The sequence below is a fragment of the Colwellia sp. NW0002-52-1 genome, from assembly GCF_057550865.1.
The window spans coordinates 242343-266972 of the sequence record NZ_BAAJLU010000001.1 but is presented as its reverse complement, the minus strand read 5'-3'; the positions used below and the strand labels follow the sequence as shown (position 1 = coordinate 266972).

The 24630-nt window shown below is 37.2% G+C and carries 19 protein-coding genes; 15 read left to right on the top strand and 4 right to left on the bottom strand.

Translation table 11 applies throughout. The features are described 5' to 3' along the window. The first annotated feature begins 218 nt into the window (after positions 1 to 218). From AC27H3_RS01075 to AC27H3_RS01045, 7 genes are all read left to right on the top strand, one after another. On the top strand, positions 219 to 524 hold the full coding sequence (locus AC27H3_RS01075; RefSeq protein ID WP_487103006.1) for a DUF1289 domain-containing protein: 306 nt from the start codon (positions 219 to 221) through the stop codon (positions 522 to 524). Positions 525 to 786: 262 nt separating this feature from the next. Beyond that, positions 787 to 2169, top strand: a complete 1383-nt coding sequence (locus AC27H3_RS01070) for an amidohydrolase (protein WP_487103004.1) — start codon at positions 787 to 789, stop codon at positions 2167 to 2169. Positions 2170 to 2179: 10 nt separating this feature from the next. Next, positions 2180 to 3424 carry an amidohydrolase family protein gene (locus AC27H3_RS01065; RefSeq protein ID WP_273312123.1) on the top strand — a complete coding sequence of 415 codons (1245 nt, stop codon included), beginning with the start codon at positions 2180 to 2182 and terminating at the stop codon, positions 3422 to 3424. 536 nt (positions 3425 to 3960) lie between these two features. Then, positions 3961 to 4713: a gamma-glutamyl-gamma-aminobutyrate hydrolase family protein gene (locus AC27H3_RS01060; RefSeq protein ID WP_487103002.1), complete on the top strand. Its 753-nt coding sequence runs from the start codon at positions 3961 to 3963 to the stop codon at positions 4711 to 4713. Further along, positions 4710 to 5366, top strand: coding sequence for a TVP38/TMEM64 family protein (locus AC27H3_RS01055; protein WP_487103000.1), 657 nt, complete (start codon positions 4710 to 4712; stop codon positions 5364 to 5366). Before AC27H3_RS01060 ends, AC27H3_RS01055 begins: the two co-directional genes overlap by 4 nt. Positions 5367 to 5481: 115 nt before the next feature. Further along, a complete protein-coding gene (acnA, locus tag AC27H3_RS01050) occupies positions 5482 to 8193 on the top strand; it encodes an aconitate hydratase AcnA (protein ID WP_487102998.1) in 2712 nt (903 codons plus the stop codon). Positions 8194 to 8800: 607 nt separating this feature from the next. Further along, on the top strand, positions 8801 to 9691 hold the full coding sequence (locus AC27H3_RS01045) for a D-hexose-6-phosphate mutarotase (RefSeq protein ID WP_487102996.1): 891 nt from the start codon (positions 8801 to 8803) through the stop codon (positions 9689 to 9691). Between the two features lie 84 nt (positions 9692 to 9775). Here the strand turns inward: AC27H3_RS01045 and AC27H3_RS01040 are convergent, their stop codons facing one another. Beyond that, positions 9776 to 11212, bottom strand: a complete 1437-nt coding sequence (locus AC27H3_RS01040; protein ID WP_487102994.1) for a sensor domain-containing diguanylate cyclase — start codon at positions 11210 to 11212, stop codon at positions 9776 to 9778. Positions 11213 to 11318: 106 nt separating this feature from the next. Then, on the bottom strand, positions 11319 to 11996 hold the full coding sequence (gene mutH / locus AC27H3_RS01035; protein WP_273312114.1) for a DNA mismatch repair endonuclease MutH: 678 nt from the start codon (positions 11994 to 11996) through the stop codon (positions 11319 to 11321). 218 nt (positions 11997 to 12214) lie between these two features. Here mutH and rppH point away from each other — a divergent pair, with 218 nt between their 5' ends. The 5 genes from rppH to AC27H3_RS01010 all read left to right on the top strand — a co-directional run bounded on the left by rppH (position 12215) and on the right by AC27H3_RS01010 (position 18231). Next, positions 12215 to 12721 carry an RNA pyrophosphohydrolase gene (gene rppH / locus AC27H3_RS01030; RefSeq protein ID WP_085303976.1) on the top strand — a complete coding sequence of 169 codons (507 nt, stop codon included), beginning with the start codon at positions 12215 to 12217 and terminating at the stop codon, positions 12719 to 12721. 198 nt (positions 12722 to 12919) lie between these two features. Continuing rightward, complete coding sequence (ptsP, locus tag AC27H3_RS01025) at positions 12920 to 15196, top strand: phosphoenolpyruvate--protein phosphotransferase (protein WP_487102992.1); 2277 nt, start codon at positions 12920 to 12922, stop codon at positions 15194 to 15196. A 50-nt stretch (positions 15197 to 15246) separates the two neighbouring features. Further along, on the top strand, positions 15247 to 16041 hold the full coding sequence (locus tag AC27H3_RS01020; protein WP_487102990.1) for a sulfite exporter TauE/SafE family protein: 795 nt from the start codon (positions 15247 to 15249) through the stop codon (positions 16039 to 16041). A gap of 199 nt (positions 16042 to 16240) precedes the next feature. Then, positions 16241 to 17074, top strand: a complete 834-nt coding sequence (locus AC27H3_RS01015; RefSeq protein ID WP_487102988.1) for a thymidylate synthase — start codon at positions 16241 to 16243, stop codon at positions 17072 to 17074. A 317-nt stretch (positions 17075 to 17391) separates the two neighbouring features. Beyond that, positions 17392 to 18231, top strand: a complete 840-nt coding sequence (locus tag AC27H3_RS01010) for an HDOD domain-containing protein (RefSeq protein ID WP_487102986.1) — start codon at positions 17392 to 17394, stop codon at positions 18229 to 18231. Between the two features lie 108 nt (positions 18232 to 18339). Here AC27H3_RS01010 and rdgC read toward each other — a convergent pair whose 3' ends face one another. Together rdgC and AC27H3_RS01000 are read right to left on the bottom strand one after the other, a co-directional pair. Then, entirely contained in the window at positions 18340 to 19260 is a 921-nt protein-coding gene (gene rdgC / locus AC27H3_RS01005) for a recombination-associated protein RdgC (RefSeq protein WP_273312103.1), read from the bottom strand. Between the two features lie 113 nt (positions 19261 to 19373). Continuing rightward, positions 19374 to 21131, bottom strand: coding sequence for a sensor histidine kinase (locus AC27H3_RS01000; RefSeq protein WP_487102984.1), 1758 nt, complete (start codon positions 21129 to 21131; stop codon positions 19374 to 19376). Positions 21132 to 21440: 309 nt separating this feature from the next. Between AC27H3_RS01000 and AC27H3_RS00995 the strand changes: the two genes are divergently transcribed. The 3 genes from AC27H3_RS00995 to phoR all read left to right on the top strand — a co-directional run bounded on the left by AC27H3_RS00995 (position 21441) and on the right by phoR (position 24611). Continuing rightward, entirely contained in the window at positions 21441 to 22367 is a 927-nt protein-coding gene (locus tag AC27H3_RS00995) for a porin (RefSeq protein WP_487102982.1), read from the top strand. 236 nt (positions 22368 to 22603) lie between these two features. Further along, a complete protein-coding gene (phoB, locus tag AC27H3_RS00990; RefSeq protein WP_085303995.1) occupies positions 22604 to 23305 on the top strand; it encodes a phosphate regulon transcriptional regulator PhoB in 702 nt (233 codons plus the stop codon). Positions 23306 to 23315: 10 nt separating this feature from the next. Continuing rightward, complete coding sequence (phoR, locus tag AC27H3_RS00985; protein WP_487102979.1) at positions 23316 to 24611, top strand: phosphate regulon sensor histidine kinase PhoR; 1296 nt, start codon at positions 23316 to 23318, stop codon at positions 24609 to 24611. Positions 24612 to 24630 lie beyond the last annotated feature (19 nt).

The window sequence follows — 24630 nt, the reverse complement described above, 5'->3', positions numbered from 1 at the left end:
AATTATTGGGTATATACTTAACCGTATCTACCCAATGGTTTAATTCAACTTTAGCCATTGATATTTTATGTTGTAAATATGATCAAGTGGACTAATTCATTGATAAATTTCAAATGCTTTATCCGTTTAATTTTTTCGTTGTGCTCAGTCACACGCCTTAAAATTGAACCGTTACTTGCTATAAATGAAGAACAAACATTTAACCTGTTTGGTATAACATGCAATTAGAGTTTTTTGAAGTACCAAGTCCTTGTGTTGGCATTTGTCAGTCTGATGACAAAGGCCAATGTTCGGGTTGCTATCGTACGCGAGACGAGCGCCTGAACTGGATCGCCTTTGACTCTAATGAACGGCAAAAGGTTATTAAACGTTGCTTACAGCGTAAAAAACGTAAAACACAACCTACCAGCTCCAAAGTAGCAGAAGTTATTGTTGAAAATAAGCAAGTTTCGTTACTTGATCCACCAAGCAAAACGCGTATTGAAAACAGTAGCGAAATTGACTTTGGTGACTTTGAACTTTAAGTTGAACTTGTTTTTAGCACCCATTTGTCGCAGATAGTTAACCGTTCAACGCAATTGCTTAACTCCTCTATAAGTCTGACTTGTTGTCAGCGACATTTCATAATATTGTAGTTATTAATATCTTGTTAACATAAGTTAATGAACCTCAAAACTTTAGGTTTATTAACTTATGTTAACTTTAATTAACCCATAATAGCGCTTAAAAATCTGCTAAAAAATTCCATAACTTCTGCAGAATACTAAGTAAAACAGGAATAAATCTATGCAAAAATTTCTACCATCTTTAGTGTCAGCAGCCCTTGCTGTTACACTAACAGGTTGCTTGCAAAGCGAACAGCAAAACGAAAGAGTGGTTATCAATAAAAATCCATACCCAAGTACCTATAAAGCATTACCTTTGCAAACTACTCTAATAAAAAATGCCACAGTTTTAACAGGCACAGGCTCACGTATAGATAATGCTGATGTTCTGATGGTAGATGGAAAGATCAACCAAATAGGTACAGACTTAGTTGCAGAAGGCGCTGTTGAAATTGATGCTAATGGTAAATGGATAACTCCTGGTATTATTGATGTGCATTCACATTTAGGGGTTTACCCTAACCCGTCTGTAGAGTCGCATGCTGACGGGAATGAAATGACTTCGCCTAATACCTCAGAAGTATGGGCTGAACATAGTGTTTGGCCACAAGACCCTGGTTTTGAGGCTGCACGGGAAGGGGGAATAACAACATTACAAATTCTACCCGGCTCAGCAAATTTATTTGGTGGTCGTGGTGTAACTTTGCGAAATGTTCCTAGCCATACCATGCAAGGTATGAAGTTCCCTGAAGCACCTTACGGTTTAAAAATGGCTTGTGGTGAGAATCCAAAACGGGTTTATGGTAGCCGCAAAGTATTACCATCAACTCGTATGGGTAATATGGCGGGCTATCGTATGGCCTGGGCTGATGCAACAGAGTATAAGCGCGCATGGGAAAAGTACGATGCTGATTATGATGCCGGTAAAAATCCTTTAGCACCAGAGCGTGATATAGAGTTAGATACCTTAAAAGGTGTGCTCGATGGCGATATCTTAATTCATAACCATTGTTATAAAGCTGAAGAAATGGCAATGATGATCGACCTAGGTAAAGAGTTTAATTACCATTCGGGCACTTTTCATCATGCGGTTGAAGCATACAAAATAGCTGATATGTTAGCCGAAAATGGCAATTGTGCAGCCATGTGGCCTGATTGGTGGGGCTTTAAAATGGAAGCTTATGACATGGTGCACGAAAACGTTGCCATTGTTGATGCAATGAAAAACTCATGTGCAGTCGTTCATTCAGATTCTGATAGTACAATTCAGCGACTGAACCAAGAAGCCGGTAAGGTTATGTATCGTGCAAACGAAAATGGTTTTGAAGTAACGCCTGAACTTGCTATTACTTGGATCACTTCTAATGCCGCAAAATCACTAGGGTTAGCCGACGAAACCGGTAGTTTAGAAAATGGTAAAAAAGCGGATGTAGTTATTTGGAATCAAAACCCATTCAGTGTTTATGCTCAAGCTGAACAAGTGTTTGTTGATGGTGCTAAGGTGTACGATCGTTTTGATGAAAAATACCAAGCGAAAAGCGATTTTCTGTTAGGTCAAAGGTAAGGTGAAGATTATGAAACATTTTAAATTATTTAAATCATCGCTAATTGCATTGGCACTAGCAAGTTCTACGGCGAGTTATGCAGAAAGTATTGCTATTACTAATGCCACAGTACACACAGTAACTGAGCAAGGTGTGTTAGAAAACGCAACTGTCGTATTCGAAAATGGAAAAGTTACCGCGATTAACCCTGAAACTATTAGTGCTGACACCATTATTGATGCCGAAGGAAAAATTTTAACCCCAGGCTTAATTGGTTCTATGAACCAGCTAGGTTTAGTGGAAGTTAGTGCTGTGTCTCGTAGCCGAGATGCTAGCGATAAAAAAGCTGACATTACTTTTGATGCTAGCTTAGCTTTTAATCCTCGTTCTACGGTTGTTTCACATAGCCGCAAAGGTGGTATTACCAGCAATGTTGTTAGCCCTCGTGGTGGTGAAGACATGTTTAAAGGGCAAACTTTTGTCACTGATCTTTCTGGTGAGTTTGATAGCATTAGAGTGAACAATAATAGTGTATTGATTGACTTAGGCGCTAAAAGTGAAGGCTCGCGAGCGCTAAGCTTGCAAAACCTTCAATTTAAACTTGAAGACGCCGTTAAAGCTCAAGAGAAAAAAGGCACTAAAAACAAGAAAGAAGCTAAAGAACCAAGCCGTGAAGAACAAGTTATTAATGCCTTGCTTGCTGGAGATAAAGCGTTAGTTGCTCATGCCGATCGTGCAACTGACTTACTCGCTTTGTTGAAAATTAAACAGCAATTCGGACTTGATTTAGTGTTTGTTGGCGCGGCCGACGCTGTTTTAATTGCTGATAAAATAGCACAAGCGAAAGTGACCGTTGTGATGAATGCTTTAGATAATTTGCCAACGAGTTTTGACACTTTGCACTCTTCACTTAAAAATGCGGCAAAATTAACGAATGCAGGTGTAAAAGTTGCTTTATCGGTGAGCGGCGATACTCATAAACTTTATGAGCTGCGCTTTCATGCCGGTAATGCTATTGCAAATGGTTTATCAGCTGATGACGCATTAGCAGCTGTAACGGCTAATGTAGCACAAGCCTTTAATCTTGATTCGGGCACTATTGCCGTTGGCAAAACTGCTGATTTAGTATTATGGAGTGCTGACCCATTTGAACTTAGTACTCAGGTTAGTCAAATGTGGATTAATGGTGAAGAATATTCGACTATAAGCCGCCAAGATGCTTTGCGAGATCGTTATACAACGTCAAGTGATATGCCTAGATCTTACGTGAAATAATGCAAAAACAGTGTGTTATATAAGCTTTTAAAACGCTGAATAATACTCAACCCCGTTAGTACAAGCTAACGGGGTTCCTTTCTTACTTTCAATTAATCCTTATAAGTTACCGTTAACTTAACCTCACTCAAACTTGCTAGAGTTCAGTTAATTATCTGCTCACTTTTATAGATCAACAAAAATTACCGCTTTAACCGTGCTGTAGAAGACAATTAATAAAGGTATATGTTTGTTATAACTCTTTTTTAGTTTTTTAGACCGGAAGCTAAGGACGTAAATACTACGACCAATGAGTAAATTTTACATACTATGAAATGAAAAACTCAGTTGGTGATTTTTATATTATTGTTTTTATTGATTTTATTGAGTTAATTTATTGGTCTAATCTTTGCAATATGATTACTCACATAACATAGGTACTATCAAATGTAAGCATTTGGGACTTGGTTCAGTACTTATGCTCAAGTTTAGGCAGTAGCAACAGGAAAAATATTGCTGTTAACTATAGTGCTAAAAAGTCATCTTAAGGAGTTTACTTGACCAGTATATCAAAACCTAGAATTGCCATAACTGGACCTAATAAATCAGGCAATGTAGCTTGGTTTTTTACTGCTTTGAATATAAGGATTGCGGGAGGAAAGCCAATTAGGGTAACGCCTGAGTCTTTTGATGGCACGCTCGATTATGACGGCGTTATTATTGGAGGAGGTTCAGATATTCATCCAGAACACTTTATTAAAGAAAACACAGCGCCAGTAACTCGCTCTTTTTGGACGCAATTAAAAGAATGCTTATTGTATCCGATGGAATTAATGAGCCACTTTAGTTCACACCAATACGACAAAGAACGTGATGATATGGAAATTCAGTTTATTCATTATGCTTTAGACAACAATTTACCGCTTTTAGGTATTTGTCGTGGTCATCAACTACTAAACGCAGAATTAGGCGGTTCAATGTATGAGTCTACATTACCACTTTTAAAAGAAAGCGCTAGGATCCGAAGTGCCTTTCCACGTAAAACTGTGCTTTATACGACTAATGATTCCTTAATTTCAAGAATAGCAGGAGACGACCCTTTAAAAGTCAACGCAATACACTCCCAAGCCGTTGCTAAACCAGCAAAAGAGCTAAAAGTTACTGGCAAAGAAGAAGCGGGTATTAATCAAGTTATTGAAAGTAAAAATAGTGACAAGGTATTAGGAGTTCAATGGCATCCAGAGTACTTGTTCTATATGAAAGCCCATAGAAAGATCTTCAGTTGGTTAATACGAGAGGCGATAAAATGAAACAGGCAAGCATTATAAAATTATGTCTATTATTTGGTGTTGTTATTGGGCTTTTATCTTTGTACTTTTTAACCCCGCTTAGTGACTACCTTGAAATAGACAAAATTAGTCAATTAGCAAGCGACATACCTGATAATGCATTAACCGCGATGATCTTTTTAGGTGTTTTCTTTATTGGGGGAGCTCTTCTTATACCTGTGCCATTAATGGCATTTACGGTTAGCTTAGTTTTTAATATTTGGATCAGTGTATTAATTTGTATACCTGGTTTTCTTTTAGCCAGTTTAAGCGGATATGGAGTAGGCCGTGCTATTGGTGGAGACTCTTTTGGAGAAGGCGTAAAAAAGCATACCGAAACAATAAAAGAAAAAATGGATAACAAAGGGGCATGGGCCATTTTGGCATTGCGTTTGGCGCCCACACCACCTTTTACCGTAACAAGTATTCTAGCAGGTTCACTTGAAATAAATATTTTCAAATTTATGCTAGGCTCGACAATAGGTATTGCTCCTTTAGGTTTAAGCGCCGTATTTTTTGGTAAAGGTGCGCTCGAGCTAATGAAGGAGCCCTCGGCATTGGCAGTAACATCGATTATTGCTGCTATTATTTTGTTCGTGGTGTTCATGTTCCTAAGAAAAAAACAAGCAGAGTAAATACTAAAGCTGCTATTGATAGCGGTTAAGCAAGGATTTATCTTTTAATGATAAAGCATAAACACGGAAAATAATTTACCTTAAAAATGCCTGACTAAGGCGAAAGGAGAATAATGTGAAAGTTTTAAATAAACATATATCGACACTAACCGTGCAAGGCAAGGATTATCACTACTTCGACCTATCTAGGTTGAACACAGACACAAAGCGATTGCCGCTGACTGCAAAAATATTACTAGAAAACTTACTCCGCCATAGCGATGAAAAGTATGTGCAGGAAGAAGATATTGAAAACTTAGCTAAATGGGATACGGCATTTGCCTCTGATACCGAAATAGCATTTGTACCTTCTAGAGTTGTTTTACAAGACTTTACTGGCGTTCCTGCCGTTGTTGATTTAGCTGCTATGCGTAACGCGATGTTAGACCTAGGTGGTGATCCCAATAAAATTAATCCGCTTAAACCCGTTGATTTAGTTATTGATCATTCAATAATGGTAGACGAATTCGGTAAGGCTGATTCATTTGAACGTAATACTGAAATTGAGGTTGAGCGCAATAAAGAGCGTTATCAATTTTTAAAGTGGGGGCAAAGTGCATTCGATAATTTCAAAGTTGTTCCGCCAGGAAAAGGCATAGTACACCAAGTTAATTTAGAGTACTTAGCGCGAGTAACATTTATTGATGAACAACAGAGCACACCGCTACTTTACCCTGATACCCTAGTCGGTACCGATTCGCACACAACCATGATAAATGGCTTAGGTGTACTTGGTTGGGGCGTAGGCGGTATTGAAGCTGAAGCTGCTATGTTAGGGCAACCTGTTACCATGTTGATACCTGAAGTTATTGGCATGGAATTAAAAGGTAAATTACCTGCTGGAGCCACTGCTACCGATTTAGTACTTGCCGTTACTGAGCAACTACGTGCATTCGGGGTAGTAGGGAAATTTGTTGAGTTTTTTGGGGCAGGTTTAAAACATTTAACTGTGGCAGACAGAGCAACACTCGCCAATATGTCGCCTGAGTACGGTGCAACTTGTGGCTTATTTCCCATTGATGAACAAACGATTAAATACTTGGAGTTAACGGGTCGAAGTGATCTACAAATCGAGATCATTGAAGCTTATTCGAAAGCACAGGGTATGTGGGGAAGTGAAGCACAAGAGCATGCTGAGTATCATGCAACCCTCTCTATGGATTTAAATTCTGTTGTTTCTGCTATTGCAGGGCCCAAGCGTCCGCAAGACAGAATTAACCTTGATCAAGCATCGGCCTCATTTCAGCGTTGGATAACAGAACAAAATGAATTAATTATCCCACCTAGCAGCAAACAGAAAGCAAACTTTGATGGTGAAGGCGGCGTAGAAAATATTGGCTCGAAAACGACTGTGGCCTATCGCGATAATAACCAAGACTTTGATCTTCACGAAGGTGCAGTTGTAATTGCTGCAATTACCAGTTGTACCAATACATCGAACCCTTCTGTGTTAGTGGCTGCTGCGTTGTTGGCAAAAAAAGCTAATGAATTAGGGCTTAAAGTTAAGCCTTGGGTTAAAACCAGTTTTGCTCCTGGTTCACAAGTAGTTACTGAGTACCTTAACAAAGCGGGTTTATCCCAAGAATTAGATAAAATGGGGTTTAACTTAGTCGGTTATGGTTGTACCACCTGTATTGGTAATTCAGGCCCATTACCTGAAGTTATTTCTAATGCGATTAGGCAAGGTGATCTAACGGTAACATCAGTCTTATCAGGTAATCGAAACTTTGAAGGACGAATTCATTCAGACGTTAAAGCGAATTATTTAGCGTCACCGCCTTTAGTGGTCGCCTATGCATTGGCGGGTAATATGAAGGTTGATATCACCAAAGATCCTCTGGGTACGAGTAGTGCGGGTAAGCCAGTGTACTTGCAAGACTTATGGCCAAGCCAGCAAGAAATACAAGAGATTGTTACTCGTGTGGTAAACAAGAGCATGTTTACAGAGAAATATGGCTCTGTTTATGATGGTGGTGATATCTGGGAGAAACTCGAAACGGTTGATGCTGATATTTATAACTGGCCAGACAGTAGTTATGTGAAAAAGCCAACATTTTTTGAAAACATGCCAGCAGAGCCAGAAGCAACTAAAGCTATTGTAAATGCACGCTGCTTATTAAAACTATCAGACAGTGTTACTACAGATCATATTTCACCGGCCGGCGCTATTGGTAAGGAAACTCCGGCAGCAGATTACCTTCGTACTAATAACGTTGAACAAAAAGACTTTAATTCTTATGGTTCAAGACGCGGTAATCATGAGGTGATGATGCGGGGAACCTTTGCAAATGTTAGATTGAAAAATCAACTTGCCCCTGGCACGGAAGGCGGATTTACCTGTAAACAACCGAGCGGTGAACAAATGACGGTATTTGAAGCAGCGAATCAATATATTGCTGAAAATACTGCGAGTATTGTTATTGCAGGTAAAGAGTACGGTACAGGCAGTTCTCGAGATTGGGCCGCAAAAGGACCTTTGTTATTAGGTGTAAAAGCGGTTATTGCTGAAACTTATGAACGAATCCATCGTTCTAACCTTATCGGCATGGGGATATTACCACTGCAATTTAAACAAGGTGAAGGCGCAAGCACTTATAAATTAACTGGTGCAGAGCAGTTTTCTATTCAGGCGATAGTTGCAGGCCAGAAACAGGTAAAAGTAGAGGTGTTAAAACCTGATGGCGAGAATATTAGTTTTGAAGCTGATATACGTATTGATACCCCTAATGAGTTTGAATATTTCCGTCATGGTGGGATCCTTCAGTACGTGATCAGAACACTACTTTAGAGATTAACCTACAACGAGTAAAATAGTCTGTATGGATTAAGGCATGCAGGCTTTTTTTAAGTAACCTGAACTCTGGATAAGCAGCACTTGCTCAATGTTCCCTTTTAAGCCATTTTCTGCGTTAAAACGTCGATAAATAGCGCGCTATTCATAAACGTTTTGCCTTGGAAATGGCATAAAATGAAGCATTGATGATATCTATTCGTGATGTTCACCTGACTATAGCATTTACTTTATTACCTAAGCTTTTGCTTCACTTGAGTTTCAAGCACTCATTATCCAGAGTTCAGGTTAAGTAATAAGCTAGTTTTTTTGTGATACCTAGGTTAATCGTCTATGCACCTATGCACCTATACACTTCAATTACCTCACTATAAACTTATTAATATTTTTAGAAACTTTAATAAGCTTATATTACGCTTTGACAAACTCGTTTATTATCATCAAAAACTAGCAATAATTAAGAAGTAGGTTTGGATACAAATATAATGTTGAAAGTAACTTATCAGCACTTAACTAATGGCCATTAAGGCTTTCATCCAAATTTTTAATTACTTAGAATAACAATATATTAAATGGCTGTTATTAACTTGAGAGACAAGGTTAAATGTTGAATGTACTTTTAGAAAATGAATTTGGACGTATTGAGCAATACGAACTTAGCCAAGGTCTACAAGCATTACGCTTTATTCATCAAAAAGGGCAAGGCTCAATTAGCTTATATGGCGGACAAGTGCTTAGTTGGCAACCTAGCGATCAACAGCCTGTATTTTGGCTCAGTGATACGAGTCATTATAGCTTAGGTAAAGCTATTAGGGGCGGTGTGCCATTATGCTGGCCTTGGTTTGGTGGAGAGGTTAAATTATCTAATGGTGAGCTTAATCAAGTGAGTAACCATGGCTTTGCGAGACAAAAACAATGGGACATTACTGACATTGAAGTCTTAGCTGCTTCGGTTAAAATCACCTTAGTTTTGACTGGAGAAAATTATTCTCCTTATTGGCCTGCTGCATTTGAATTAAAACAAACTTTACTATTTGATGAGTCATTTCATCAAACGTTAACCATGACCAACCAGTCTGATGAAACGGTAGAATATACTGGCGCATTACACAGTTATTTTTGCGTTGGAAATCCGAAAAAAACTGATATTCCGATGTTAAATAATGTGCTTTATGAAGACAAAGTAAATGGCTGTAATAAACAAAAGTCAGTGCTTAAAAATTGTATGGGACCAATTGATCGTATTTATCATAATAACGATAGTATGTTTATAAATGACCATGAATGGCAACGCAAAATTGAAGTAACAAGTCAGGGGTGTGAAAACTGGGTATTATGGAACCCAGGTAGTAAAGATGCTAAAAACATGGCTGATGTTCATACCGATGGAGAGTATGAATTTGTTTGTTTAGAAGCAGCAAATACTAACTGGCAACCTATAGGTAGTCAAAGTAGTGTCAGTATTAGTCAAATCGTTAAGCTACACGCACTTTAGAACTAAAAAATTATACCAAATTGATTAATTGAGTTAGCTGTTTTCTTAAGAGTAAAAATAAGCAGCTAATAAATCAACTTGGCATTAGTTAAAAATTACACTTTGGTTTCTACCATTGCTTTTAGCTTGATATAAGGCCTTGTCAGCACCTTGTATGTAATTCTCTATGTTTTGATTTTTTATGGGTGATTCACTAATGCCAAAGCTAATGGTCGTCGAAAAGGAACCACTAGTCGTTGATATAGGAAAAGAAATAGCAGCAATATTTTTTCTAATACGCTCAACAATAATAAGTGCTTGTTCTGCAGATGTTTCGGGTAAGAGCATCACAAATTCTTCACCTCCCCATCTGCCTACAACGTCAATTTTCCTCAACGTTTGTGACAATTGTTCAGAAATAATGCGCAAGACATCGTCACCGACTAAATGTCCGTATGTGTCATTGATATTTTTAAAGTTATCAATATCAGCTAACACCAAACAAAGGTTTTGGTTGTTTTTAGCTATATCATCAAAACGCCAGTGAATGTGGCTACGATTTGGTAGTTGCGTGAGGTGATCGGTTTCAGCATGTTTAATCAATCGTGATTTTAAATATTTGATAATAGTTAACAATGCCATGTAAAAAATAATTACAATGATGAAAAACAACATAAATCGGCCGATAAATACTTTCCAGTATGCACTTTGCTCAGCAGCTGGAGGAGAAACAATAAACATGCGCCAGTTTAATTCTTGTATGGGCATTTGAGAAATTAATAACCCCTCATCAGTGGTGTACATAACCTCTGAGGATAAGTTGCTATCAGCGTGGTTGTTTTGAATAAGTGACTGATGCCAAGGTAAATCACTCAAACGTGTGATTAAATCTGTACGGTGATGGCTTTGAGACTTCATGATATTATTGGAAGATAAAGTAATAATATTATTGCTATCAACAAAGTATAATTCAAACCCAAAACGCTCGTTATATTCTTGAAATTTGTTTGCAAAATATTTCAAGTCAAGTGCAACCCCAGTAAATCCAATAAACTCACCTTTGCTATTTCGTATTTTATTGTCAAAATATAAATGTGGGTTTTCAGCATTACCTATATCTGTAAATTGATCCCCTGGTAAGTTTTTCAGTCTATGAAACCACTCTACATTTTCACTATCCAAAGTGCCTTCTTTACTATTTGAGTCTATCATGGTGTCATGTTTTTCTAAGGCAATAAAAGCCATCATATTGTAAGATTTAGCAACTTCTTCTAAGTAAGAAACTAAATAACTTTTGTCTATTTCCTCTTGCTCTGCATAATCGATAACAAATTGATTTTTCGCCATAAAATTTGCCACATTAAGTGGCCTAAGTATTTCGCTTGTCACTAAAGAGAATAATGGTGTTACTGCACTTTGTACTTGTTTGTTATGGCTATTAATAACATCTTTTAAAGTAAAGTAAGAGGTTAAAATTACTGTAACAATAGTGACGAAAAAAATAACGGCGATGTAGCGTTCAAATTTGTTGCCTTGCTTCATTGGGAGATAATAATTCCTAGGTTTTTTATTAATTAATTTATAACGCGGTTAGCTACTATTTACTATGTTTTATTTAAGTATCAATAGTTTTAATATTAGGTGGCGGTTAATTTATACGCAAGTGCTTATTGAGTAATGCATGTGTAAAAGTGGTTTTTAAATAAAAGCCTCTTGGTAAAGTCATAAAAGGTTGCCCATGGCGATTAAAAGCTTGTGTTCTGGCTTCGCTGTTTGCTGCTTTAGGTCGTAATTGTAGTACTTGTCCATGTTTACCATGTATATTTTCTACATTGCCAAGTACGATCATATCGGTTAACTCTTGCCAATCAAGTGCCAATAAGTGTTCTTCTTCTTGAGAAGGTGACCAAATAAAGGCTGTGCCAACTATACGTTCTGCTATCGCTATGCTGCGCTCTGATACTACTGGTATCCATAATACGCGTGCCAGCTTATTGCGAATATGGCTTGTTTGCCATTGCGCACCAACCAAGCCCGTAAGCGGGGCAACACAAACAAAAGTCGTTTCTAGAGGTTTACCTTGGGCGTTTATTGGTAGCGATTTTAGTTCAACACCCAAGTGAGGAAAGTCAGGTTCTGGCCTAGAACCTGCACTAGCACCTAATACTTGCTCTAGTAATAAACCTATCCAACCCTTTTCACGCTTTAAGTCTTTTGGCACTTCAACATTGATCATTGCAGCGATCTCTCCTAGCGACATACCTGCAAGGTCTTGTGCACGTTTAAGTAGCTCTGTTTCATCTTTAGGAATATTTATGCTCTGCAATGTGGACTCTGTAATCAGTTTTTAGTGCCTATATTATCATTCAACTTTAAGTCTATCAGCAAGGCAATTAATTTATATTGCTTAAAAGTGAATGAAAATTAAACCATATCTAATCTAGCTATAGCTTTATATTGTGATGTTTTTTGTGAATAAACGTTTGCCCAAAAGTGCAGAGTGTGGAAGAATAAAATTATAATTTAATGCTGTCAGGAGTTCCTGTGATAGATGCCGAAGGCTATCGAGCCAACGTCGGCATAGTAATAATTAATGACAGGGGGCAAGTATTTTGGGCAAGGCGTTTTGGTCAACATTCTTGGCAATATCCACAAGGTGGAGTTGACGAGGGTGAGTCTGCAGAACAAACTATGTATCGGGAATTAGACGAAGAAGTTGGTTTAAAACCTGAGCATGTGAAAATTGTAGCGACCACAAAGCACTGGTTAAGATATAAATTACCGAAAAGGTTAATTCGACACGACAGTTTACCAGTATGTATTGGTCAAAAGCAGAAATGGTTTTTACTGCAATTGACCGCACCAGAGTCAGCGGTTGATTTATTACATTCAAGTCATCCTGAATTTGACGACTGGCGTTGGGTATCTTACTGGTATCCTGTTAGGCAAGTTGTGTCTTTTAAGCGCGAAGTTTATCGCAAGGTAATGAAAGAATTTGCGTTAGCAGCAATGCCCAGTTATCGACAAGAGCGTCGACGACGCCGTGCTTAATCGTTAATCTAAGATTATTATTATGCATTATAAAATAGCTCACTCCGGTGAGCTATTTAGTTTAAAATTATTAAAAATATAGATATTAACTTCAACATCAACATCACTAAATTTACTGAGTTAGTACAGATCAATCTAATCATACTGGCTTGTATGATATCAATAGAATAACCAAAGAATGAACTAAAAGGGACGGTAATGCTTACTATTTTGCGTCGAATTGTTCTAGAGTTTAGTCAAGCATCAGAGCTTGATCAGGCGTTGCTGCGCTTAGTTAGTCAGGTTAAATCTGCTCTTAATACCCAATGTTGCTCCGTATATTTAGCCGACCATCAAAAACAACACTTTATTTTAATGGCGTCAAACGGCTTAGCTGAAAATGCTTTTGGTCGAACTAGCGTTGGTTTTACTGAGGGGCTTGTTGGGCTTGTCGGCCAGCGTGAAGAGCCAATTAATATTGCGAACGCACAACAACACCCAGATTTCATTCATGCACCTGAGGTAGAAGAAGAAAACTTTAAAGCCTTTTTAGGTACGCCGATTATTCATCAACGTAAAGTCTTGGGTATTTTAACCGTACAACAAGAAAAATCTCGTGTTTTCACTGAAATGGAAGAGGCCTTTTTAGTGACCTTATCTGCACAACTTGCAACGGCGTTAGCCAGTGTAGAGGCTCAAGGTATGATTGAGCTTAATCATAATGCTCAAGGTATAGGTAAAAATATCTCCGGTATTGGTGGCGCACCAGGCATTGCGATTGGCGAAATGGTGGTTGTACACCCTAAAACAGATTTAGCGAATATTACGATTGAGAAAGCCGAAAAAATTGAGCCACAACTTATTATTTTTCAAGATGCTATCAGTCAAACTGTCTCTGAACTTACGCAAATGAGTGAAAAGCTTAAAGCAATAATATCTGACAATAGCCTTGATATATTTGATGTTTATAAGCACCTGCTAGAAAGTGATAGCTTTAAATCGGAAGTTATTGAAAAAATAGATAATGGTTTCAATGCTGAAAGTGCATTGAAACTAGTGGTAGACAGCTATGTCTTGCAGTTTGAAGCACTCGATGACGAGTATTTACGTGAACGAGCTTACGATATAAAAGATTTAGGTAATCGCTTATTAAATAATATTAAAAATATTAAACAAGATGAACAGCTGCTGCCTAATAAGTTTATATTGGTTGCCGAAGATGTTAGTGCAACTATGTTGGCTGAGTATCAACATCTTGGGTTACAAGGGATTGTTTCTATTACAGGCTCAAACAATTCTCATACTGCCATTCTAGCTAAAGCATTAAATATTCCTGCAATAATGGGTGTTGATTATCTTACTATTCGCCAATTACATAAGAAAAAAGCAATTTTAGACGGTTATGGCTGCCAACTTTATGTAACACCTAGTCAAGCACTCATTAAAGAATACCGTCACATATTGGCGACAGAGAGTGCACTTAATGCACAGGTTAAAGAAGTTGAACATTTACCCGCGTCTACAATGGATGGCTTTTGCGTTAGTCTATTAATTAATGCGGGTTTATCAGCTGGATTTGAGTATTCGCAAAATGTCGGTGCAGATGGAGTAGGTTTATATCGCACTGAGATTCCATTTATGAACCGTAGTTGTTTCCCTTCTGAATCAGAACAAACAGCTTTATATCGAGATGTTTTAGTCTCATTTAAAGGTAAGCCGGTAACAATGCGCACTTTAGATGTTGGAGGAGATAAGTCATTACCATATTTCCCCATTATTGAAGCGAATCCTTTCTTAGGTTGGCGGGGAATTCGAATAACTTTAGATCATCCAGAAATATTTTTAGTACAAATTCGCGCTATGATCAAAGCTAACCATGGCATAGGTAATTTGGCTATAATGTTACCTATGATTTCAAGTATTAGTGAGGTTGACGAAGCTATTAGGCTTATTAATCAAGCTTATTTTGAGCTCTCAACTGAATTGTTTTGTCACGAAAACGAGCCACTTATTCGCCCCAAAGTTGGTGTGATGATTGAGGTTCCCGGCATTATATTTCAGTTAGAAGACTTAGCTAATAAAGTTGATTTTTTCTCGGTGGGTAGCAATGATCTTACACAATATTTATTAGCGGTAGACCGAAATAATAGCCGGGTAGCAAACTTGTATGACTTTTATCACCCAGCCGTTTTGCGTTCTTTATATTATATTGCACAAAAAAGCCAAGACCAAAGCATGCCAATAAGTATTTGTGGAGAATTAGCGAATGAACCCACAGGTGCACTTTTACTCATTGCGATGGGGTATAAAAATTTAAGTATGAGCGCACACAGTTTGGCGAAGGTAAAATGGGTTATTCGTCATGTTGAGCATGATCAACTGAAACAAATTTTAGACCATGTATTAACATTAACTCATACGAGTGATGTGCACAGCTTTATGCACGAGAAATTAGTGCAACTAGGTTTAGGAGACTTTGTTCATGCAAGATTATAATCACTGTTATCAAACGCATTTTATACACTTTTACTGCTTAAGTGATTTTAATGTTTACTAGTGTTTTTATCGCATGTGCTTTTTTGGGCGCTATTGTAGGCTTTTTTGCTGGCTTACTCGGTATAGGTGGCGGGCTTATTATTGTGCCAGTGCTAGTTTATTTGTTACCACTGTTAGGGATAAGTGCTGAACTGGCATTTCCTATGGCATTGGCAACGTCTTTAGCTTCAATTATTTTCACTTCTACTTCTGCTGCTTTTGCTCACCATAAAAATGGCAATATACCTTGGCCGCTCGCCAAAAGCATGGTAACAACTGTTGCTATTGGCGCAGTGCTTGGTGCTATTATCGCTGGATTATTGTCATTACAGGCGTTAACAACCATATTTGGTAGTGCCGTGCTTATTCTGGCGCTCTATATGTTTCTATCGATTAAAATTGAGCGCAGTATCCCCTTACCATCTCAATGGTGGTTACAATTTATTGGCCTTTTTACTGGTGTTTTAGCAAGTTTAATGGGCATCGCTGGTGGTGCAATACTCGTACCTATTTTAATGTACTGCTCTCTTTCGATGCGCCAGGCTATAGGTGTAGCCACCGCAAGTGGAATTATTGTCGCGCTCTTTGGTACGCTTGGCTATATATTTGTAGGTTTAGGGCAAAGTGAGTTACCACCTTGGAGTATTGGCTATATTTACTTACCTGCTTTATTAGGCATAGTGTTAACCTCGTCACTATTTGCGCCACTGGGTGTTAAAGCTGGCGCTAAGTTGTCCTTACCTTATTTGAAGAAAGGTTTCGCCATATTTTTAATGTTAGTTGCCATTAAAATGATGTGGTATTAGCTAAGTTTATCGAAAACTCTCGATTATAACCTTTATCTCGCTTGGAATATTTAGGCATTATTCATTAGATAAACTCGTGCCAAAAATGGCTAATTACTGATAAACTCTACATATTGAAGTGTAGTTTTTAATATTTAATTTTAGATCTGAATTTTAGCAGAATAGTCTGTTGTTATTCATAACCTTGAGGGAAAGCTTAGTGAAAGCATATCTTGATTTAATGCGTCATGTCAGAGATGAAGGGGTTGAAAAATCTGATCGTACTGGCACAGGAACAAAAAGTATATTTGGTTATCAAATGCGTTTTGATCTTGCAAAAGGGTTTCCGCTAGTCACGACAAAAAAATGTCACCTTAAATCGATAATTCATGAATTATTATGGTTTATTAAAGGTGAGTCTAATATTGAATATTTAAAACAAAACGGTGTAAAAATCTGGGATGCTTGGGCAACTGAAGATGGCGAACTTGGCCCAGTTTACGGCGTTCAATGGCGAAATTGGCCGGCACAAAACGGCGAAACTATTGATCAATTAGCACAATTAATTGATGATTTAAAAAATAATCCAGATTCTCGTCGCCATATTATTACTGCTTGGAATCCGGCATTACTGCCAGATACATCGATAAGCCCTGACGCAAATGCGGCAATAGGTAAGCAAGCGTTGCCTCCATGTCATACTTTGTTTCAGTTTTATGTGCTAAACGGCAAGTTAAGCTGTCAATTGTATCAACGCAGCGCAGACATTTTTCTTGGCGTACCATTTAATATTGCAAGCTATGCTTTATTTACCATGATGATCGCCCAAGTTTGTGATTTGGAATTAGGCGATTTTGTTCATACATTTGGTGATGCTCATTTATATTTAAATCACCTTGAGCAAGTAGATGAGCAGCTATCACGCGAGCCATTACCTTTGCCAAATATGTGGATTAATCCTGATGTAAAAAGTATTTTTGATTTTACCTATGAAGATTTTGAACTTCAAAACTATCAGGCACATCCTCATATTAAAGCGGCCATTTCGGTATAAAGAGTTGTTCAATAAACGCTCAAGTTAAAACTCTAAAAAAGAGCACTTTTAAGTGCTCTTTTTTTCGTCTTGTAAATATTGCACAAAGTCATTAGGACACTTACCTTTCCTATGAAGCTTTGTAGGGCTTATAGCATCTAGCTAAAACTTAACTTACTAATGAAGTAACTACTTGATAGCTTTAAAAGTGGAATTATTCAAGGGAAAAGCGAAAGTTTTTTATTAAGTTCTATGGTCAAAAAATATACTTTTATTTGCTCAAATTTCAATGTAATGTGTTATTGCTTATTTATTAACTTTAGAAGAAGGAAACTTTTATGGGCTCAGAAAATGCACTTTATATAATACTCATTGAAAAAATAAAACAAGATGCGTTAGTGCTACCTGCTTTACCTGAAGTGGCTTTGAGAGTAAGAGAGGCCGCTGATAACCCTGACATTAATTTGATGGATATGAGTGAGATTATTAGTCACGATGCAGCACTTTCTTTAGGTATGATAAAAGTAGCAAATAGTGCTGCTTTTAGCCGGGCAGTAAAAGTAGATTCTGTTGCTAAAGCTGTTACCCGTATCGGTTTAAGGCAAATTAAAAGTATTGCAACCGCAATGGCTATAGAGCAAATGTTTATTTCTGACAACCAGGTTATTTCAGAATATATGCAAGACTCTTGGCAACAAACGGTTGATATTGCCTCGGTTGCTATTGCGTTAATGACTCTATACATACAAAAAAATAAACAATCACCTTTAAGGATTGAAACACTAACCTTAGCAGCACTCATTCACAATATTGGTGTTTTGCCTATTTTAAATGAAGCAAAAGCTCACCCAGAAGTATTCGCAAACGCTGAGTTTTTGGAAAAAGCGATCACTAAATTTTCAAATGAAATTGCTGTAGAGATGACAAAAGCTTGGGATTTTTCGGAAGATTTTCGTGAAGTCGTAAAAACCTGGAATGATTTAAGTGTATTGCCTCAAAATGCACACTATATTGATTTTATTCGAGCGGGCGCTGTTTATCATGAAGTATTTAAAAATAACTCAACACGAGATTTTCTGCTTGAAAGTTATGTTGAAAAAGGCATTTTGCCAGAACTAAATTTTATGGAGTCAGAAGCGTTTTTAGAGATATTAGCAGATACTAAATCAATGTTTTAATGTTAAAATTGAGTTTTAGCCTGTTCATATTAATTGTGAAGAATAAAAAAAAATGCGCTGTTTAGCGCATTTTTAGTATTAATGATATCTGCAAAGGCAAAGCAATAATTATGCTTCTAAATAATCACTCGCTTTTAGTGAAAACTCAGCTAATAAATTATCTATAAAACGATTTAACTCGCCAGCCATTAAAGCAAAATCTGCATCGAGTTTGGCAACAATATCATCACTATCAATATCGTCATTTTGTTCTTGTATTACGTCATAGAACTTAAGGCGTTTAATCGCTAAGTCGTCACATAAGATAAACGATAATGACTCATCCCATTCTAGCGCTACTTTTACAACATATTTATCTGCATCTAAGTGGGCTTTAATTTCTTCAGAAGTTAAGTCTTGATTCTTAACGCGAACGACAGCACCGTCATCTCCAAGGGCATTAAATTCTGCTTCCATGCCAAGTTGGAAATTAGCGCCTAAATTGCTTTCTACTAACCACTCTGTCATTAGCTCATCAGGTGCTTTTTCTGGTGAAGGTGTTGTTACTGGCAAGGTGCCAAGTGATTTACGTAAAAGCGCTAAAAAGTCTTCAGCTTTACCTCTGCTACTGGTATCAACAACAATAATGTTGTGAACAGGGTTGATATAAGCACGGGTATCACTAAAACGAGAAAAAGCTCTTGGCAGTAATTCAAAAATAATATCTTCTTTAAATTGCTCTTTCTCTTTTTTTGTAGCACCGCGAGATTGTTCTGCTTCTAATTGTGCAACTTTTTGCTCAAGCATGTCTTTAACAACAGGAGCTGGGAGAATTTTTTCTTCTTTACGAGCGCATAATAAGTAATTGCCATTTACACCGTGTACTACAGTATCACCATGCTTACCCAACGCGTTAACCCAACCAAAATGTGATTGTTCAGTTGATGCACAAGGAGTAAATAAATGCTCAGATAATTGTTTCTCTAAATCTTCTTCAGAACATTCAAAAGGGCGGGTAAAAGCAAAAAAGTATAGGTTTTTAAACCACATTAAAATAATCCTTGCCCTGTTACTGTGGGCGAATAATTGAAAAACGACGGCTATATTACCGTACTTATATCAATCACGCACGCCTTAGATTAATCCAACGATATACTCAATATTTAATGCATATTATTAAATTTTATTTCGTAAGCTAAGCCTTCATTAACGACAGAAGTTGCATGAATACTACCACCTAAGGTGTCAGTGACTAGGTTATGCACTATATGAGTGCCTAAGCCTGATCCACCTTTGCTAGCTTCGGTAGTAAAGAATGGGTCAAACAAATGTGCTAATTGCTGCTCAGACAAACCGTGGCCGTTGTCTTTATACATAATATGAACTTGTTCACCATTAAGTTGAATATCTATTGTAATTTTACCCCGGTTGATATCCTTTAAACCATGCACTACTGAGTTGATGATGAGGTTGGTAAATATTTGAGAAATAGCACCTGCGTGGCAATATATCTCTGCATCGTTAGGGCAATTAACCTTAATTGTGTGATTGGTTTTTTTCAGCTTAGGGTGCAAAGAATGAATAATTTCGTCAAGGTATTGAGCTAAGTTAATTTGACGAATTTTTTCACTTATTTGATCAACTGCAACTTGTTTATAGCTAGTAATTAACTCTGAGGCCCGTTCAAGGTTGTTAAGCAATAAATCTAACCCTTGTTTTGAGTTATTAGTAAAGTCGTTAAGCTCACGCTTTGAGAGCTTATTACTATCGATGTCTGACTTAAGCTTATTCAGTAAATCTGTTAGGTAAGTGGTTGAGGTTATACTGACACCAATTGGGGTGTTAATTTCATGGGTTACCTCTGCCGACATGCTTCCAAGTGCTGCCATTTTTTCTGTGTCAAGTAATCGCTCTTGGGCTTTTTTCAATTCATTTATTGAACCTTTCAATTCATTATTGGTTTCTAAAAGGGTTTTTTCAGTAAGACTTCTTCGGCTATTTTCAGCTTGAAGTTTTTGTTGTTGATCTAATAGCTCTCGTTGCTGAATTTCCATTTTTAACATAGTGGTGCTTAATGAAGATGTTTTACGGGCGACTTCTTGTTCTAGCATTAAATTTTGTTCATCTAATTTACTGTTTGCTGAAATAACTTTACTTTGTGTTAGAGCCAACTTTTCTTGGTAGATCACGAGTTCATCAATTAAATTGTTGTATGCATTTTGAAGAATATTTAACTCATTATTTTCATAGTTAATAACATGTAGTTTAGAGGCTTCAGGATCTTCTATATCAAATTGATTAATTTGCTCAGTTAATTCGTTAAGTGGGTGCGTTAATAGGCTGGAAAAGGCTAAAGAAAATAGCAATACAAGTGCTGCGGTTTTGACCATAGCATTACCAATGAGAAAATAAATACCGACTTGTATGCGATTAAAAATTACCTCGTTACTCGATAATAATGTTACAGAGCCAACTTTGGTTGTACGGCCTGAAAACTCAAAAATTAATGGGAAAGCATGGCCAAATAACCCTGTATTATGCGAGCTAACATTAAAGTATTTTTGATCATCACCTTTTTTATTTGCATTTGTAGACTCTATAAAGAGGTTATCTTCTCCTGTCGTAACACCTAATTGAGCAATAACAAAATCATTTTCATCGGTAACTGTTATACCTTTAATCATAGGGATAGCGACTAAACCTCCGGCAATTGATATTGCTTGTTGGGTGTTAAGCTCCCATACTGCACGCGTTAAACTACCACTGAAGGTTTTTTCTAAGGTGAGTAATTCGCTGGCAATGTGGTTTTTGGTATTGATATATTCTGCGCCAATCTGTACACAAGTAACGATAAAAGTCAGTACAAAGTACAGTGACAATACGCGCGTTAGAAGCTTTCGTGACAGACTTGTTGTTTTCATTAAGTAATTCTTCTATTAAGTGGTTGTTGATTCTAGCTGTTTTAAACAGGCTCGTGTTTTATTGTTCAATAATAGAAATCAATAGATTAGGCATTTAATAAGCCTAACTTCTCAGTATAGGTAATTCAATATACGGTATTAACTTCTTTATTTCTCATAAAAATTTAAAAATAGTTGTAGTAACAATAAATAAAACAATTTTGTAAAAATTTTAAAAAATAATTTCTTGTGTCACAATAATGTCATAAAGGTTTGGCAATATAGCCACAATTATTTTTTAGCCATACTTAAATTTATAAAGGTATCACCATGAAACATACTTACAACAAAATCGCTGTAGTTTTATTGTCTTCTTTATCAATGTCGGCATTTGCAGCTGATGTTGAAGTTTACGGTAAAGCAAATCTTTCTCTACAATCTTCTGATGAAGGAGAAGGCTCTTTTACAGAAGTAAAAAGTAACGCTTCGCGCATCGGTCTAAAAGGTTCACATGATCTTGGCGATGGCTTAACGGTAATTTATAAAGCTGAGTTCCAGGTTGACTTAGATGGCGATAGTGACAAAGGCGATAGCATTACAGATCGTAACCAATATGTTGGTTTAGCGGGCAACTTTGGTGAAGTGTTATTAGGCAAAAACGACACTATGCTTAAGCAATCACAAGGTAAAGTAGATTTATTTAGTGATTTAAATGGTGATATTAAAAGCTTATGGAAAGGTGAGAACCGCATGGCGGACACACTTTCTTATAAATCACCTAAATTTAGTAACTTCCAAGTAGGTGTTACTTATATTGCAGAAGATGCCGTTGATGCTGAAGATGGCGTTTCGGTTGCTGTGTTCTACGGTGATGCTAAATTGAAAAAAACTAACCTTTTTGCTTCTGTTGCTGTTGATTCAGACGTAAATGGTTACGACATTACGCGTGCTACAGTTCAAGGTAAAGTGTCGGGTGTTGTTTTAGGTGCCATGATACAGACTCAAGAAAAAGTAGACGGCTCTGGCGAAATGGATGGCTACATGTTGTCGGCTAAATACAAAATGGACAAAATAACTTTTAAAGGTCAATACCAAGCTGCTGACTTTAAAGACGGTGATGACAAATCAGGTATTACTGTAGGTGCAGACTATGCATTAGCTAAAAGCACAAAGCTATACACGTTTTACACAACATTCGATATGGACAGTGGCGAAGATCAAAACTATTTAGCTGCAGGTGTTGAATATAAATTTTAATATTGATGATAAGTTGTCATTAAATCAGTGAGCCGTCTTTTAGCTATGGCTCATTATAATTAAGCCGCATTCTGCGGCTTTTTTCTTGCCTATTTGTTTTGTATCGTTGATCATGATGTTGTTTAATTTATTATATAAACTAATGCAATTTTAACTATAATTGTTCCGTTGTCATGAAACTGTCATATTTATTTATCACAATGTTCACTATACGATTAGGCTATTAGGATGGATACATGAATAGACAGATATTAGTTGTTGAAGACGAAGCAGCAATTAGAGAGATGATAACGTTTGTTTTAGAGCAAAATGGTTTTAATGCCATAGAAGCTGAAACAATAGAGCAAGCACAAGCTAAAATTAAAGAACCATACCCAGACTTAATTTTACTTGATTGGATGTTGCCAGGTGGTACAGGTGTAAAGTTAGCCAAATCATTAAAGCAAAACGAATACACACGTTCTATTCCTATTATTATGTTAACCGCACGTGCCGATGAAGACGATAAAGTAAAAGGCTTTGACGCGGGTGTTGACGACTATGTAACTAAGCCTTTTTCCCCTAAAGAATTAATTGCTCGAATTAAAGCTGTTATTCGACGGGTTGCTCCAACCGCATTGGAGGAGTCAATCGACTTTCATGGTATAAACTTAGATCCTGTTGCACATCGTGTTTCTATTAATGATAAAGCGCTTGAGCTTGGACCTACTGAGTTTCGCTTGTTACATTTTTTTCTTACGCACACCGAACGTGTGTATAGCCGAGAGCAACTCTTAGATAATGTTTGGGGAACCAATGTTTATGTTGAAGATAGAACGGTTGATGTGCATATTCGTCGTCTGCGCAAAGCTATTGCCGGTGACGGCCATGAAGAATTCATTCAAACTGTTCGAGGTTCGGGCTACCGTTTTTCGGGCAAAATTAAAACTTCAGGTTAATCGCTAATATATGTATTTTCGTATTTCAGCTCCGGTACTTTTAACACGAATTATTAGTGGGTTAATTGCTAGTGCTATTCTGGGCTATATACTTGGACATACGTTTCTTGTTGTTAGCATAGTCGCAATAGCTTTACTTGCATGGCATTACAACCACTTATTCAAATTAATACAGTGGTTATGGCAAGGTAAGTCAATTTCTCCGCCTCAAGCTAATGGTATTTGGGGGCGAATATATGACGGTATGTACCGTCGCATTCGTAAGCAACGTTTGAAACAAAAGCAATTAAATGAGCGCCTTCGTAAATTTAGAGATGGTGCAGAAGCTTTACCTGATGCTGCATTAGTGCTTTCAAATGAACTTAATATTTTGTGGGGAAATAAAAAAGCCTCACAACTCATTGGTGTTCGTTGGCCTGGCGATGTAGGGCAGCGCATTGATAATTTGATTCGGTTTCCTGAATTTTCTAAATATTTAGCAAGTGGCGACTTCGAAAGCCCTTGTTTGATTATTTCTCCCATAAATAGCGAGCTACAGCTTGAGTTGCGTATGATGGCTTATGGTAGTGATCAAATTTTACTCTTAGCGCGTGATATCAGTAAAATTCAACGACTTGAAGAAATGCGTCGAGATTTTGTTGCCAATGTTTCTCATGAATTAAAAACCCCGTTAACGGTAGTTCGAGGCTATGTTGAAATGGTACAAGCAAGTGAAACAGCATTAGCGCCTCACTGGCAAAAAGCTTTTTCTACCATTGAAACTCAAGTATCGCGAATGGATAGGTTAGTCGAACAGTTACTAGTATTAGCTAAGGTTGAGAACAACCTTGATTCAGATAACCATCAACAAGTTGATTTATCACGTTTAACGCTGACAGTAGTAGAAGACGCACAATGGTTAAATCAGGATAAAAAGCATGCTATACATTGTAATATAGCGCCTGATATTAGTATTAAAGGGAATGAGCACGAATTAAAAAGTGCCTGTCTAAATTTATTATCCAACGCTATAGCCTATACCCATGAAAATGGCATTATTGAAGTAACATTGCGAATTGACGGGAATAAAATTCGCTTCAGTGTTAAAGATAATGGTCCAGGTATTAAACCTGAGCATGTTAACAGATTAACTGAACGTTTTTTCCGGATTGACAAGTCTCGCTCAAGAGATACTGGTGGTTCAGGGTTAGGTTTAGCAATAGTTAAACATGTGCTAAATCACCATAATGGTGAGCTTTCTATCGAAAGTGACTGGCAACAAGGTAGTGAATTTATTATTCACTTTAAACCGACTTCAACGAGTTAACTTAACCGATTCTTTTTTT

Excerpts from the sequence above, each read along its gene's own strand:
- AC27H3_RS01045 (WP_487102996.1), top strand. The coding sequence starts at position 8,801 with ATGTTGAATGTACTTTTAGAAAATGAATTTGGACGTATTGAGCAATAC.
- rdgC (WP_273312103.1), bottom strand. The coding sequence starts at position 19,260 with ATGTGGTTTAAAAACCTATACTTTTTTGCTTTTACCCGCCCTTTTGAA.
- AC27H3_RS01020 (WP_487102990.1), top strand. The coding sequence starts at position 15,247 with ATGTTTACTAGTGTTTTTATCGCATGTGCTTTTTTGGGCGCTATTGTA.
- AC27H3_RS01000 (WP_487102984.1), bottom strand. The coding sequence starts at position 21,131 with ATGAAAACAACAAGTCTGTCACGAAAGCTTCTAACGCGCGTATTGTCA.
- ptsP (WP_487102992.1), top strand. The coding sequence starts at position 12,920 with ATGCTTACTATTTTGCGTCGAATTGTTCTAGAGTTTAGTCAAGCATCA.
- AC27H3_RS01055 (WP_487103000.1), top strand. The coding sequence starts at position 4,710 with ATGAAACAGGCAAGCATTATAAAATTATGTCTATTATTTGGTGTTGTT.
- AC27H3_RS01040 (WP_487102994.1), bottom strand. The coding sequence starts at position 11,212 with ATGAAGCAAGGCAACAAATTTGAACGCTACATCGCCGTTATTTTTTTC.
- AC27H3_RS00995 (WP_487102982.1), top strand. The coding sequence starts at position 21,441 with ATGAAACATACTTACAACAAAATCGCTGTAGTTTTATTGTCTTCTTTA.
- AC27H3_RS01070 (WP_487103004.1), top strand. The coding sequence starts at position 787 with ATGCAAAAATTTCTACCATCTTTAGTGTCAGCAGCCCTTGCTGTTACA.
- phoR (WP_487102979.1), top strand. The coding sequence starts at position 23,316 with ATGTATTTTCGTATTTCAGCTCCGGTACTTTTAACACGAATTATTAGT.
- AC27H3_RS01010 (WP_487102986.1), top strand. The coding sequence starts at position 17,392 with ATGGGCTCAGAAAATGCACTTTATATAATACTCATTGAAAAAATAAAA.
- phoB (WP_085303995.1), top strand. The coding sequence starts at position 22,604 with ATGAATAGACAGATATTAGTTGTTGAAGACGAAGCAGCAATTAGAGAG.
- AC27H3_RS01075 (WP_487103006.1), top strand. The coding sequence starts at position 219 with ATGCAATTAGAGTTTTTTGAAGTACCAAGTCCTTGTGTTGGCATTTGT.
- AC27H3_RS01065 (WP_273312123.1), top strand. The coding sequence starts at position 2,180 with ATGAAACATTTTAAATTATTTAAATCATCGCTAATTGCATTGGCACTA.